Origin of the sequence: Gracilibacillus oryzae, assembly GCF_009498735.1 — a bacterium.
GTDB lineage: Bacteria > Bacillota > Bacilli > Bacillales > Amphibacillaceae > Gracilibacillus > Gracilibacillus oryzae.
Map to the genome: position 1 here is coordinate 93973 of NZ_ML762429.1, position 15434 is coordinate 109406.

A 15434-nucleotide genomic window follows, 5' to 3' on the forward strand; every position below is an offset into this window, starting at 1 on the left:
TAAGCTGATGTTTATATGCTTTAACATTCCCCTTTTCTTTTCACATTATTATTAGCAAAAGACAGCGGACAGCAGCACGAGAGCGATCATTACCAGGCCCTATCCTGGCAGATGAGTCAATAGGTGATTAAGTTCAAAGTCCGCGATGTTAAATGAACAGAATAACTCGACAATCATGGTGATGACACATGATGCCTTTGCAGCTAGCTTCTGCAATGCGCTATATTGGAATAATTACCTGAAAACTATCCCTGAATTTTAATATTTCCCTTGTATAAGCCAAGTCATTAATATTATAATCACAATATATACAATTCTTATAAAATTACTTGGTTTTAATTAGAATAAGGTGGGCTTATATATTTATCCGAAAGGGATTGATTGTCTTATGCTGACTTATATAGCATTAATTGTGGCACTATTTTTTGCTATGAATATTGGAGCAAGTGGAACCGCTGCAGCCATGGGTGCTCCCTATGGGGCAGATGCTATTAAAAGTAAACGGCTAGCATTAACTCTTGTCGCTTTGTCTGCCTTTTTAGGGGCAGTTTTGGGAGGCGGAGAAGTTGTTAAAACAATCGGAGAGGGTATTATCCCATCTGATATCTTAACGGTGGAAATTGTTATCATTATCCTCGTTGGTGCTGCCTTTACATTATTTTTGGCCAATTTAATGGGGATTCCGTTGTCCACCAGTGAGGTGACAGTTGGTTCCATTGTTGGGGTTGGGGTAGCATTCCAATCCCTGTTTACCGGCAAGCTAATTGTCATTATTTCATTCTGGGTCATCATTCCAATCGTTTCTTTCCTTATCACGTATATTTTAGGTGTTGTCATTAAGAAAGCTGAAAAAAAGTGGTCTTTTTTAACTGGGAAAGGAAAATGGGCAAAGTGGTTATCCATCCTGCTTGTTATCGGAGGATGCCTTGAAGCATTCTCTGCAGGAATGAACAATGTTGCTAATGCTATCGGTCCACTTGTTGGAGCGAATATGATATCTTCCAGCAACGGGATCTTACTTGGTGCACTTTTCACTTCTATTGGAGCGTTAGCACTTGGTGGCAAAGTATTAGAAACGAATGGGAAAAAAATAACACAGTTATCGCTTTTACAAGGAAGTGCAGTCTCCTTTACTGGAGGTACACTGGTAATTATTGCTTCCGTTTTTGGACTGCCTATTCCTCTCACACAGGTAACGACGTCCGGAATTCTGGGAATTGGTACTGCCAAAGACGGGATTGTCACATTACAAAAGAGTGTGATTAAACGAATTATCATGGTTTGGCTTGTTTCCCCTGTTGCATCACTTGTTGTTTCTTACTTGTTAATAAATCTTTTTATAAAAGTAAACGGCTATAATATCCTTATTATTGTGTGCACCCTTACTTTTGCATTGGGAACGATTAAGCTATCTCAGATTGTGCGAAATGAAAGAAGAAATCTGCATGACAGTGGTTCTGGAATTTAATTACTTGTTATCCTACATGAACAGGTGGGGTTTATTAAGCATTATTTATACTACGTTTGTGAGAAACAAAAAAATCCCACCCTATTCATTAGAGTGGGATCCACTATTTCAAATCCTAATTTCCTGATCTCGATAAGACGCTTTAATCTCGCCTTGTTTGTCTGTAGCAAATAATACAGACCGTTCTTTTTCCAGAGTAAATTGGTAGACCTGACCAGTAACGGGGTCCTGTACTTTTATCTCTGTATCTTTTGCATACTCAGATACAAATGTATAAAGAAAGCCATCACGGAAAGTTAGTTTTCTTCCATAAATACCTGGCAAGTCACCGCCTTCGATCCACTTTATTTCTTCTTCGACAGCTGCATGAGCTAATGCTTTTTGATATAAAGCAATTAGCATATCTGTACGTTCATTCAGTTCTACCGGGAGCGGAGACCATAGCAATGTACCACTGCCGAGTTTTGTCTCTATTAAACCGGCATTCTTGCTTTTTTCTGCTACTTCTTTATTTACCTCGCCAATGCGTCTTTCGCCAAAAGAAACCAGGTAGTCGTTACCATCAATTGTCAGCACCTCTTCGCGTACCACATTTGATAAGTGATAGTCTCCTAATTGTTTTGATAATTGCTGTGAATGGTTCCAATACTCATCAAGGCCAATCGGTCCTGTCCATAAAAGTGTTGCACCAGACTTTTTTACATATCGAAAAATTTTCTCTGCCGCTTCTTTGCTGAAATTATGGGCACTAGGTACAATCACTAGTTTGGACGGATGTTCCTCTAATGCCTCCAGATGATACTCTCCCATCGCACGGAATGGAACGTTCATTTGATAGGCAAGCACTCTCGTTAATGTTGTGGTACCATCGAAAGCAAACTTCCGGTTTGAAAAGTCATTCGAATAAGGAAATACTACGACGACATCTTCTAATTCTCGATCAATAAACAGATCACGAATTTTCCCGATAAATTTTCCAAAATCATAGGATACATCTGCTTCGGGCTTCTGGGTACCGTCTGCCCGCAGTGCTCCAATATTCGATTCATTGGTATTATTCATATAAAAGTTCGTATTCCACAGCCACTGGACAGCACCTGCACCACCAGTTGAAAAAGAATAGGCATATTTCCGTTCCAAAATATTACGCAATTCTTCTTCAGACCGTTTAGCTTTACTATCCGCTGTCTCGACATACATAATCCCAGTTTCCTGGATTAAATTCGGCTTATATGGTGTCTTGGTGAATATACCATCCCAGACAAGCTGGTCCATCAGCCACCATGAATGTACAGTCGTATAATCGACTGCTTCCTGATAGAAAAACGGTGTTGGACGCTGACTGTACAAGGCTTCATCCTGTCCAACAGTGACAAGCTGATCAGGGTTAAGCTCCTTAATCGAATCACGTAATTGTTTTGCCCATTGGTTATGCATGTCCATTGTAAATAATGTATAGTCGAGCCAACGCAGGCCTTTTTTCGGCTGTTTCATATCCTCCATGTCAAAATTAATCTCTTCTTGTTCTGGTAATGACACAGATTCAAAATCTGGTAATTCTCCGTTAGTCATATCCCAGCGTTCCTGCAATACTGTAATAGACCCATGCCGCTTTTTCAACCATTTTACAAACGCAGCTTTTTCAAAGCGATCCTGCGCAGATCGCGGTCCCTGGAAATAGCGCTTCGGATCGAACATTGATGGTTCGTTAATTAAATCCCATTGCACATTGGTTGTTTTGGCATGTCTTGCTACCAAAGCACGAATAAATCGCTTCTGTGCGTTAACACTGCGGGGATCGAGGTAAGGATTTTCCCCTTCATATGCAATCGGCGTAAAGGCAAAGAAGTTAAAGGTAACCTCAATATCATACTTTTTCGCTGTAAGCAGGAAAGCATCGATTGCACGCAATACCTCTTCAGACGGGTGGCCATCGATAAACATCAGATGACGCCAGCCAGTCCAAAGACCTGTGCGGATTAGGTTGATTCCTGCCTCTTTCATTGTGGCCATATCCTGATTCCATGCAGCTACATTTGGCATAAAAATAAACTTGCGTGCCACATCTGAAGTCATATATGTTTGTCCTACGATTGGAAAAGGTCTTCCGTTCTTCCAGAAATAATCTCTTCCGGCCGTCATGACACTCCCTTGTTGCAATAATTCAGGATCATTCCCCCAGAATCCTTGTGTAAATATCCGCTTTTCTCCTGAATCAGAAATGGCGACACATTCGATCAGATACTGACCTTTTTCCACCACGAAATCTGCCGGTATCCTGAGAAATTGCAGTTCATCTGTCGCCATGATCGTTTCTTCCCCTGTCCAGACCACCTCTGATTCCTTTGTGATTGTTAACTGAAATTGCCACTTTGCTGATTGTAGGGTTATTTCTTCCACTTGAATAGTAATGCTCACACGGTCACCCTGTTCATACATCGCGAAGTTCGGCTTCACCCATATTTCTGTCACACCGTTGCTGACATATTCTGACCATTCTGAAATAGCCTCTATACCGCCATTTTGCCAAAAATTTTCACCTGCCGCTTGATTGATCATTAACCACCTGCCACCAGCGAAGTCACCCTTTGTATTCTCTAATAATACTGCTGGTGCGGCAACTTCCCGTTGTTCTATAGATATGCCTTTCAGCAAAGGATAAATATGGGCATCCATTGGACCGCTTGACCCATTTTCTTCCGGACGATCCCGGTGGCGTGTTACATGCAAAATCAGATTGTGTGTCGGCTCAATTGCAAATAACGATTCTTTTCCTTCAAAAATTGGCACCTTATGATCTGCCTGCAGTTTCACGATTGGTTTAGCATCAACAGGGATTATTTCATGTATTTGTAACTGACGGTGATAAGCAGTTTGCGCTCTTTCTACTTCCCATTCTCCATGTTCTGAAAGATGAACAGGGTTACGAAAAGGTGCCCCCCCAATATGCAGCAAGCCCTTTCCCTTCTCGAAAAATGCCAGCATATCTGGCCATGCCTCTTTAGGGAAATAAGGACCGTGTAAATGTACATAGCTGTTGAAAGATGGATCCACCATTGCTGCTGAGAGCTGTTTGGCATTGACCACTTCGAATGAGTCATCAAGCTTTCCAAGCCACTCTGGTGAAGGCCTCTCACCTTCATATGGAAACTCCTCATCATAAAAAATTAATGTTCTGGTCACTGGTAGCCCTCCTTTTATCCTTTTACAGCGCCTTGTGTCATACCGTTTACAATTTGTTTTTCCATAACTAAATAAAAGAGTATTGTAGGGATTAATACGAGCGTTAGTCCTGCCATCTGTGCTGTATAATTGGTCGTATACTCTCCGGCAAAGTTCGCTAACCCCAGTGGCAGCGTACTTAAAGCATCATCATTAATTAAGACTAAAGCAAAAGAGAATTCATTCCAGTTATTAATAAAGTTTAAGATAACTGCTGTTGCTAATGCTGGACGACTCATTGGTAAAATAATCGACCAGAAAATTCGAAAGGGACCACAGCCATCCATAATAGCAGATTCCTCAATTTCTTTAGGAAACGAACTCATAAAGCTTGTTAACAGGAAGATTGTAATAGACAAGTTAAATGCCACATATGGGAAGATCAATGCTAAGTGTGTATTAAGGAACCCGAGCTTCTGCATTAAGATAAACATTGGAACCAACGTAGCATGAATTGGCACTAATAAACCCACAACAAAAAATCCGTATAACAGATTTCTCCCCTTAAATCGAAACCGTGCCAGGAAGTACGAGGCAAATGCGCCGACCATAATACATATTAATAAAGCGACAATGCCGACAAATAGACTATTAAAGAAATAAGTCCCAATGTTGGCAGTAACCCAAGCCTCCACATAGTTAACAAACACCCACTCGTCAGGCAGACCAAATGGATCAGTAGAAAATTCCTGACCTGTTTTAAAGGAATTCATAATCATCCAAAAGATCGGATAAGCATTTACAATCGTAAACAACAATAAAATCAAATAAATCGCGCTTCGTTTTACTCTTTTCTTTTTACGTGCTTGTCTGGAAACCTTATCATAATTAACTGCTGACTCTTTCATTACCTACACCTCTTTTCTGCGGAGTAATTTAGTTGTTATCAGGATAAGGGCAATACTAAAGACAAAAATTAAAACAGAAATAGCACTACCATACCCGTAACGAAGACCTTCGAAGGTTTTATCATACATATAAGTAGCCATAACCTCTGTTGAGTTAGCTGGTCCCCCTGATGTCATTACGTAAATTAAGTCGAAGGTTTTTAAGCTTCCACTAATACAAAGAACAATGGAGATGAGAATGATATTCCATATAGAAGGCAGCACCACATGGATTGTTTTCTTCCACTCTGAGGCACCATCCAAATCAGCTGCCTCTAATATTTCGCTTGGTACCGTTTGCAAAGCGGAAAGAAAAATAATAAAGTATAAGCCGACAAACTGCCAGATAATCGTGATACAAATCGCTATCATCGCCCATGTTGGATCACCGAGCCAGTTCTGTTGCAGGAAACCTAACCCCACTGCTTCCAAAAAGTTATTAATCATACCATATTCCGAATTATAGATCATCCGCCACGTGATCGAGATAACGACAGTTGATATAACAACAGGCATAAATCCAATTGTTCGGAAAAATTTGGCACCTTTCATTTTTCTATTCAATAATAAAGCTAACGCTAAAGCAATCGGTATCTGCCCAAATACAGACGCTAGAACTACTAAAATATTGTTTCTAACAGATACCCAAAATACAGAATCCTGGAGCACTTCCTTAAAATTCGCCAAACCGACAAACTGCATCTCTGAAAAACCATTCCATGACATAAGGGAATAATAAAAAGAGATAAAAATTGGAACAATGCTGAAAATGAGATAAATCGCTAAAGCAGGTATAACTCCTACCGCGATAATCCACGGCTTTTTAAGTAAATGCATGTGACCACACCCTCCAACTGTAACTTTTCTTTATTATAAAAGGGCTTACATTATTCTGAAATCCTAAAAAATTAACAATATATCTACTTTTCTATAGAATGGAGTTTTCGAAATTGGGTAGGTGTGATCCCGGCATAGTTCTTGAAGACCTGAACGAAATATTTATATTCCTTGTAGCCAACATACTCTGCTATTTCAAACACTTTATTTGATGTTTCGCTCAGCAGCTCTTTCGCTCTATTAATTCTTATTGTATTGAGATATTCAGAATAATTGTAACCTGTCTCCTGTTTGAAGAGCATACTGAAATAATTAGGTGTAATATAATGCGCCTCAGCTATTTCTACTGCTTTAATATCCTTTTGGTAGTTTTTCTCGATATACTGCTTTGCTTGCTGAATAATCCAATGGCTATCTGTAGAACGATCTACATAATCGATCATTCTTTCCAGATCTTCTAGCAGCAAATTTTGAATGGAACAGGCACTATTATAAACCAGTAAATCCGTTTCTTCATTTAATTGAAAATCAAGTTGTTCAAACAAGGATTCTTGTCCTCTTTCTTTAATGGATGTAAACAGAAGAAGGCAGATTGTTTTTATTTGCTGGAGGGTTAATGACTGTTCTTGGAAATCAGCAAACAATTTATTCACTGTTCTCACTGCAGCTTTCTTATTCTGTTGAAAGATAGCTTCTGCCAAATTACCAATCTGTTGTTTGTCTAATTGATATTCTTTAGCAGCTGGGAGCTTTTCCAGCTCTGTCACCACCTGTTTATCTGAACCACGGTAAAAGCTTAAACGTATGTTAAGTTCCTGATAAAGTGCTGCTAATTGATGCATATCATAATAGCTGTTGGATATGGCTAACGAAGCTTCATTATTAAGGGCAGTCATGACCGAAGAGGAGAGTTTATTTATTTTCTCTGCTGAAATTCCCTCTTGGTCATATAAAAATAAAACTGTCTGATTTTCATGCATTTCAATACCAATTGAGCAAATATTCATTTGATCGATGAGATGTTTCATGTTTTTATAGGATATTGGCGGCTGACCCGCTTTATAATAGTTTCTCTTTTCGACTAACATTAATCGATAGGCATAATGCCGGCTCTTAATTTGCTCCGATAAATTAAAGGATCCCGGCAAATGAAATAATTGCTGAGATAAATAGTTTGTCAGGATTGTCTCTTCTTTCGTCTGCTCACTCTTCCTTGTCTCTTCTATTTGTTTTTTTACATTACTGACTAATGTCCATAATTCATCAATATCGACAGGCTTTAACAGATAATCCTTTACCCCCATCCGAAGTGCCTGGCGGGCATACTCAAACTCATCGTAACCACTAATCATAATAATAGACACATGAGGAAAAGTCTCAATGATTACTTTAGATAATTCGATACCATCCAATTCAGGCATATTGACATCTGTTATGACAATATCCATCGGCGTTTTTTTCATAATCTCCAACGCTTTCTTGCCATTAAGTGCAGATCCAACAATCTCAATATCCATTTCTCCCCATGGTATGGTATTGGCTAACCCTTGGCATATTAATGGTTCATCGTCTACGATCAACATTTTCAGCGTCATTTCATCTGTCATCTCCTTCTATTAACTGATTCAGCATTCCTTTATCCTTAATCCAGGGAACCTTTATACGTACAGTTGCACCAGATGCAACCTCGATGACTTCAATTCCATAATGATTGCCAAATGCATTTGTAATCCGATCATGTACATTTTTCAATGCGTAACTGTCTTGTTCTTCCGTAGCATGTAATAAGTGCTTGACTTTTGCCTTATCGATTCCCATCCCATTATCCGAGCAATCAATGATCATAACATCTCCTTTCAAATAACAACGAATGGTGATATTTTTATTTTCCTGTGACTGTGGGAATCCATGTTTAAAGCTGTTCTCAACAAGTGGCTCGAGCATTAGTTTTAGAACAATACTGCTGGCTAATCCGGCTTCGATAAAAATAGCATATTGAAAAGTCTCTCCTAATCTCCGCTTCTGCAATTCCATATAACTCTGGACATATTTTAATTCATCCGCTAACGGAATCCATACTTTTCCCTGACTGAGTGTAATTCGAAACAGTGTTGATAAATCTTCAATACTTTTACTAGTATTCGGCGCTTTTTCCAATCTAGCTGTCCAACGCAGCATGTCTAATGTATTGTAAAGAAAATGAGGATTAATTTGACTTTGCAGCGCTTTCAATTCTGAATGCTTATTTTGAATTTCAAGCTTATACTTATTATCAATTAATCGCTGTATCTGTTCCACCATTGAATTGAACCGATAGCCCAGCTGGCCGATTTCATCATTTGATCGAACCTTTACCTGTGCACTAAAGTCACCATGTTCCACCCGTTTCGTTTCTCTTGTTAACTCCAGAATAGGACGGACTACAAAAACAACGAACCCAGCAAATGTCATTAATCCCATAAAAATTGAAATCAAAATCATATAGCCAAAGGTCGATCGAATATCCTTCATTTCTGATAATATATATGTTTCACTGACAACCGATACTAAATGCATGTCAAGCGGCTCAATATACCTTGAAACACCATAATAGACGTCCCCTTTTGATTCCAGTTGGAAACTTTCACCCTCTGTATGAATATTATTGATTATTGCTTGATAACTAAAGTCTGGACCAAATTTAGACGACGTAATATTTTGTTCCTTGTTATGAACAAGAAAGGCTTGATGCTGCTCATTAGTGAAACCATCTGTCACCTGCTGATACAATGCTTGCAGATCAAGACGGATACGAACAAGTCCAATTGGCTCAGTAATGTTATATAAGTTATTAATCACCCGGAACAATGTAACTACTTCTTCATCTTGGCCGGTACGTTGATTGTACATTTGATATGGTGAACTCCACAGCATTTCTCCTTTCCGTTCTTTTGCACCTTCCACCCATTGTTTCTCATTTCCCTCGACAGTTTCCCCAACGGACAGTACTTGCTTATTTTCTCCTTCGATTTGAACTGAATGGAAATAATCCTTCTCTGATTGATGAAAGACAAAAAAACCACTTATATTACTTCGCACTTGATTCAGATGATTATAATCTTCTCCCGTAACAGCTGGATATGTCATAAAGTCACGAAACTCCTGACTGTAAATCATATACCTTGATATATCTTCAATTTCTTTTATCACATTGGTCAGCTGGGACTCCATGTTCCCCAGATTTTGATGAGTTGTCGTTATAATTTGTTCTTTTAATATTTTATTGGATTGGTAGAGAACAATTGATCCAATTATCCCGCTAGGAATGGTGACTAGCAGAAGGAAGATAATAACAGATTTCCATTTTAAGCTGTTTTTAATAAAGTGAATAAGTGGCATAGTTGATTGCCCCCATTATGTCATCGTTAGTGTAAATTGAAACTATGGTCAGCGGGAGGTTAATCCACACTGATTCCTTGCGAAACTTATCAGAGTGTTAGCCTGTTTACATACACTTAGCTTCCTGTGCTACTTTACGCTTGAAGTGGTGACTTCATAGATGTATAGCATCGTAGATAAGTAAAGTATAACACTTTCATATGCGCAAAAAGTAGAGCATCTCGTAAGACACTCTACTAATCTACGCTTTGTAATAAGCTACTGCTGTTCACTCTCCTGTACACGTTGAATATTTTCTGCTGCTTCCTCTGGAGTTGAACCACCAACCGTTATCGATTGCAGTTCATTTTCTAATTGATCATTTACTGCAGGTATCAATGTGGCGTCATAAACAGGAGCAGGCTCTGACTCTGCAATTAAGTCCAGCATATCTTCCTGCAATGGATGAAGCTCTGCATCGGCTGGTACTTCAACATTGGCAATAACCGGACGACCCACTTTAATCAGTTCTTCCCATAGTTCCTGGTTGTAGACGTATTTTAGGAAGGTATGTGCTGCCTCCAGTTTTTCACCTTCTAAGTCACTATTAATCGCAACACCGGTCCCTGCAACGGTTGCCATCGTTTTCTTATCATTTAGCGGAATCATGGCAACCCCTACATTTTTGCCCTCAGGCATATTTTCCAAAATCGCGGAAATACCCCAGTTACCGTCCATTACCATTGCTGCTCTTCCTTGAAGGAAATAGTCAATCATTTGGGAACTGTCGATTGTGTTCAAATCTTCATTAAAGGCTCCCTTTTTCACCAATTCATCAATTACTTCCAATGACTGGACAAAATCGTCATCGGTAAATGCTCTCTCCCCATTAGAAACACCTTCCAAAAAATCGTTGCCAGTAAATCTATCAGCAATGGTAGAAATATAGACAGATTGTAAAACCCATGCATCTGAGTTACCTAGTGCCATTGGTGTAATATCATTTGCATTCAGATTATCAATTAATTGAAGAAATTCCTCATAGGTCGTAGGAAATTCCTCAAATCCAGCATCAGCTAACATATCCTTATCATAAAAAATCATATGGGTTGGATTTGTGTTTGCAGGTACAGCATAAGGTTTCCCGTCAATTGAAAAATCTTCAAAATCCTCTTCATCCAACAACCCTGTTTCCTCTGTCCAATAGCTGGTAATATCGCTGATTGGCTGTACAACACCACCTTCTACGAGTGGCTCTAACTCAGCACCTGGCCAAACCTGGAATACGTCAGGTAATTGTCCACCTGCTGCCTGTGTATTTAAGCGTGTTCGATAGTCCGCATTAGGTGTTGTATCGACTTGAAGATCAATGTCTGGATGCTCTTCATCAAATTTTTCTACTACATCCATAAACGCCTGGTAATCTGCCCGGCCAATATCTTCCGATTTCCAAAATGTCAATTCCACAGCGTCTTCATTATTAGAAGTTCCATCAGCCGAAGATTCCTTATCACTCTCCCCTGAACATGCTGTTAAGAAACTGACCAATAATATAACAAAACCTAAAAGTACACGTTTACTATGCTTTCTCATTTAACAACCCTCCATTTTGTTATCGCTTACAAATGGATTATCTCACAGGATATTAAACTTAAAAATACAAGAAAATTAATATAATATCCAATAATTTATACTTTGGAATTATATAGCAGATGAATGGAAAGTTGCAGAATAAAGTTAGTCGTTCGGGGAATATACCAGAACAAAGGCGCAAGCGCCCGTTTAGAGACATAGCGAGTGGAGCGAATCAACTAAGATAAAGGAAGCATGTTGCCTAGTTTCTGGTACATGAGGCTAGACATCTCTGTTTATACTTGAAACTTCAGAATTTCTACTATGTCAACCAAGACTTCCTCCTAACATGTAAAAAAAAGGATTTCCACCTAATTGGAAGGAAACCTTCTCCTTTTTTGCCGTTATTATTTGATTTTTCATCCATTAGCTTCATAATTTGTTTGTGGTTGACAACAAATATGGTTGCTGTCCTTTTTAAAATGGTCGTTTCTTTGGACTAATACAATAGTTTTGTCTAAAGCGGTTTCAAGCAACCTTTACAATTATTGCAGTCTTATGTATTGTCTCTCTAGTGATCGCGATGACAATTAAGCCACCAAGTAATGGTAAACAACCTAAGGAACATACAGGAAATATTGAAAATATGCAGCCTAGCACTAGGGTTGGATAATGAAAAGGATTTATCCACTAAGAATTGAGAATATTAAATAATAACTGATGATCTCTTTCAGCACAAGAGTGAAAATTGTATCTTATTACAATATCCCTGGTTTTTTATCAACTATGCACTGATTCAGATTTAACTTTAGGGATGAATCTTAAAGCATAGATCGCACAAATACCTACAATAACATAAATAATTTGTGATAGAACTGCTTCCTCTCCTCCAAAGATTGCTGCTACAAGATCAAATTGGAACAGACCAACTAAAAGCCAGTTTAGCCCTCCTACAATTAATAAAACTAAAGCAATAATATTTAGTGCTTTCATACATAATACTCCTTTCTATGTGTTCGATGATTTCTTGCCTTACTTTGTTCATTCCTTTTATTCAACTTTTCAAACATTTTTAGTTCTTTAAGCAAAGAGCTAAGTTGGTTTGTGGTGACTTCTCCTTTACTACTTATACACTAATTGTCTTTGTTTAGAATCGTTCTACCATGAAAATTCCCATGTGAAATCTATCTGGTTTCTGTTATTCTTTTTAAATTCAGGGGAAATAGATAGAATGATAGATAGAAGAAAATTAATACATAAGGAAGTGAACAACATGAAAAATTTAACCATGACATTATCCTGGTTACTCTTAGTCTTTGTCCTTATCGCATGCTCGGAAAACACTGTTACTACTGATCAGAGTGAAGGAAACAATGAAAATGCGCAATCGGAAGAAAGTGTATCGGAACAGAAAGAAGGAAATATAGAATCAGAGGAAAAGCAAGAAACAGAAGAAACAAAACAAACAGAGCCAGCTCAGCCTTACAAACCGATAGAGCCTGAAAATGATGCCAAACTTCTCAAAGATAAATTGTCTGAAGAGGAGCTTGAGATGATGCCTAGTGCCGAAGCTCACGGAGATGATCGCACGAGGATGGTTCCAGTCGGCCAAACACTGGTTGAAGGAGCGGAGGATCAAACCAATGGTCCTTTAAAGGATAATAGAATTGTAGCCTACTATGGGCATCCGAACTCCACCAATATGGGGATTCTGGGGGAAATGGAACCAGAACAACTCATGGAAAAGTTAAAAAAACAGACAAAGGCATATTCCGATGCCGATCCATCCCGTCCGGCCATTCCAATGATTGAGTTGATTTCTACAATAGCACAGCGGGATCCTGGACCTGAAGGTAAGTACTACCACATGACTTCAACAGAACAAATTGATGAATATGCTGAACTTGCAAGAGAAAACAATGCGTTGCTTATGCTTGATGTTCAGCTGGGAACAGACTCTGTCATGAATCAAGTTAAATTACTCGAGGAATGGTTGAAGCTTCCATACGTTCACCTGGCCATAGATACCGAATTTCATGTAAAAGAAGGAGAAACACCAGGTATCGACCTTGGCCAAGTAAACGGAGCGGAAGTCCAAGAAGCGGTGGACTACCTTACAGAAATGGTAGAAGAAAACGACCTGCCAGACAAAATTATCCTCGTCCATCAGTTCATGGACGAAGCATTAACGAACAAAGAAGCCATCCAACCGACTGAGAATGTAGAAGTCGTCTTGAACTATGATGGCTGGGGTGATTCCTCCACAAAAATGTCTCTCTATCGCAAGTTCGTGCGGAATGAAGCAGTCCAATACGGCGGGTTCAAGATCTTTTATAATAAAGATGAACCTGTACTAAGTGCTGAAGACGTCTTAAAGCTTGATCCCAATCCTGCGATTATTAATTATCAGTGATAAAGAGTCCGTTTTAAGAACCAATTACGATCTAAGACAATAAAAGGAGAAGCGAAAGTGCTTCTCCCTTGCTTCTATATTTCATCTAGAAAAATAGTGATAAGATGAATGTCCAAATACATACAAAAGCTAATAATCCAAAGCTGTATTTCAGCGTCATCTTTGTTAAATCTGCTTCCCTTCCTGTTTCGCCAACAGCTGCAGTTGCAATCACAATCGATTGCGGAGAAATAAGCTTCGCAATAACTCCACCAGCCGTATTGGCAGAAACTAATAGAGAAGGATTAGTTCCGATAATATTACCTGCTGTTACTTGAATCGGAGCAAATAATGTATTATTGTTAACAACTGATCCAGTCATAAATACGCCAATCCATCCTAATATTGGTGATAATAGTGGAAAGACTGTACCTGCGGTTGCCACAGCTTCTCCTAATGCAACAGTTAATCCACCGTATGTCATTAATTTAGAAATCCCGATAATAGCACAAATCATTACAATTGGTTTCCAGAACTCAACCACTGTGTTTTTAATAAGGTGATAACCTTCGCTAAATTTAATTCCTGCCGTTGTTCCAATGGTTGTTAATCCCGCTAACAAAATTGCTGTTCCAGTTGCCCCTATCAAACTAACACTTGCACTTAAAGATGTTCCCGCTATTCCAAAGTCCAATACAGTGAATCCTAACATACCATCTTCAGCAAATAACCCTTTGAAAGCTGGGAAGCTCCAAATCAGAATGAAGATCGTTAACAAATAAAATGGGGACCATGCCTTAATAACTTCACTTAGAGAATGATTCTCAAATTCAAGATTTTTGCCAATCAATAAAAAATTATTCCGTGGTTGCCATTTTCTAAGAAATAATGCTAACATTCCCATTGCTAATAAAGGTGGTATAATATCGGCTAATTCCGGACCTACAAATACTGTAATTATCACTTGAGTCAAAGTGTATGTGGCAGATGTCACTAATATTGCCGGTAATACTTCCTTTACTCCCTTTAATCCGTCAATTAAGAATATTAATAAAAATGGAATGGTAAAGTTAATAATCGGAAGTGTTAAAGCTGTCATTACCGATACGCTCATCGAAGTAACATTTCCTTGAAGTTCAAATGTATCAATGATTCCTACAGGTATACCAATTGCCCCAAACGCTCCCGAAGCGCCATTTGCGATTAAACAAAGCATGGCAGCTTGGAGAGGTTTGAAACCCAATGAAACTAACAGTACCGAACAAATGGCTATAGGTACACCAAATCCAGCAGCGCCTTCTAAAAATGCATTAAAACTAAATCCTATAAGTAAAAATTGAACCCGTTGATCCTGTGAAACCCCGACAATACTGCTACGTAGCACATTAAACTTACCAGACTCCACAGAGATCTTATAAAGCCAGACAGCCATCACGATAATCCAGCCAATTGGCCAAAAACCTGCAACGATCCCCTGAACAATACTTCCAAGTGATGTACTAAGAGGTAACTTAAATACGAATATTACGATTAAAAATGTAATGAATAAGTTCAATAAGGCAGCATTTATACCTTTCATCTTTAGAAAAGTTAAACAGATTAAAAACAATAAGATCGGTATTGCTGCGACAAGTGCGGAGAGAACAAGGTTATCAAATGGATTAAAAGTTTCCACTAACATATAAATTGCCCCTTTAAA

The 15434-nt window shown here is 38.7% G+C and carries 10 protein-coding genes; 2 read left to right on the top strand and 8 right to left on the bottom strand.

Features of this window, described 5'->3' with window-relative positions; translation table 11 throughout:
• Window positions 1–388: 388 nt before the first annotated feature.
• Window positions 389–1468, top strand: a complete 1080-nt coding sequence (locus F9U64_RS09745; RefSeq protein ID WP_153402884.1) for an inorganic phosphate transporter — start codon at window positions 389–391, stop codon at window positions 1466–1468.
• A 108-nt stretch (window positions 1469–1576) separates the two neighbouring features.
• Here F9U64_RS09745 and F9U64_RS09750 read toward each other — a convergent pair whose 3' ends face one another.
• The 7 genes from F9U64_RS09750 to F9U64_RS09780 form a co-directional block, all read right to left on the bottom strand.
• A complete protein-coding gene (locus F9U64_RS09750; protein WP_153402886.1) occupies window positions 1577–4651 on the bottom strand; it encodes a beta-galactosidase in 3075 nt (1024 codons plus the stop codon).
• 14 nt (window positions 4652–4665) lie between these two features.
• Complete coding sequence (locus F9U64_RS09755; protein WP_153402888.1) at window positions 4666–5538, bottom strand: carbohydrate ABC transporter permease; 873 nt, start codon at window positions 5536–5538, stop codon at window positions 4666–4668.
• A 3-nt stretch (window positions 5539–5541) separates the two neighbouring features.
• The gene (locus F9U64_RS09760; protein ID WP_153402890.1) at window positions 5542–6414 is read right to left on the bottom strand and encodes a carbohydrate ABC transporter permease; all 873 of its coding nucleotides are present in this window, start codon (window positions 6412–6414) and stop codon (window positions 5542–5544) included.
• A gap of 83 nt (window positions 6415–6497) precedes the next feature.
• On the bottom strand, window positions 6498–8009 hold the full coding sequence (locus F9U64_RS09765) for a response regulator transcription factor (protein ID WP_194287331.1): 1512 nt from the start codon (window positions 8007–8009) through the stop codon (window positions 6498–6500).
• Window position 8010: 1 nt separating this feature from the next.
• Window positions 8011–9792, bottom strand: a complete 1782-nt coding sequence (locus tag F9U64_RS09770; RefSeq protein WP_153402894.1) for a cache domain-containing sensor histidine kinase — start codon at window positions 9790–9792, stop codon at window positions 8011–8013.
• A 258-nt stretch (window positions 9793–10050) separates the two neighbouring features.
• On the bottom strand, window positions 10051–11364 hold the full coding sequence (locus F9U64_RS09775; protein ID WP_153402896.1) for an extracellular solute-binding protein: 1314 nt from the start codon (window positions 11362–11364) through the stop codon (window positions 10051–10053).
• A gap of 759 nt (window positions 11365–12123) precedes the next feature.
• The gene (locus F9U64_RS09780) at window positions 12124–12336 is read right to left on the bottom strand and encodes a DUF378 domain-containing protein (RefSeq protein ID WP_153402898.1); all 213 of its coding nucleotides are present in this window, start codon (window positions 12334–12336) and stop codon (window positions 12124–12126) included.
• A gap of 280 nt (window positions 12337–12616) precedes the next feature.
• Between F9U64_RS09780 and F9U64_RS09785 the strand changes: the two genes are divergently transcribed.
• Window positions 12617–13756 (top strand): hypothetical protein, encoded by a 1140-nt coding sequence (locus F9U64_RS09785; protein ID WP_153402900.1) that lies wholly within the window; start codon window positions 12617–12619, stop codon window positions 13754–13756.
• 85 nt (window positions 13757–13841) lie between these two features.
• On the opposite strand, the gene F9U64_RS09790 is transcribed toward F9U64_RS09785, so the two are convergent.
• Window positions 13842–15416: an L-lactate permease gene (locus F9U64_RS09790; RefSeq protein WP_153402902.1), complete on the bottom strand. Its 1575-nt coding sequence runs from the start codon at window positions 15414–15416 to the stop codon at window positions 13842–13844.
• Between the last annotated feature and the right edge of the window lie 18 nt (window positions 15417–15434).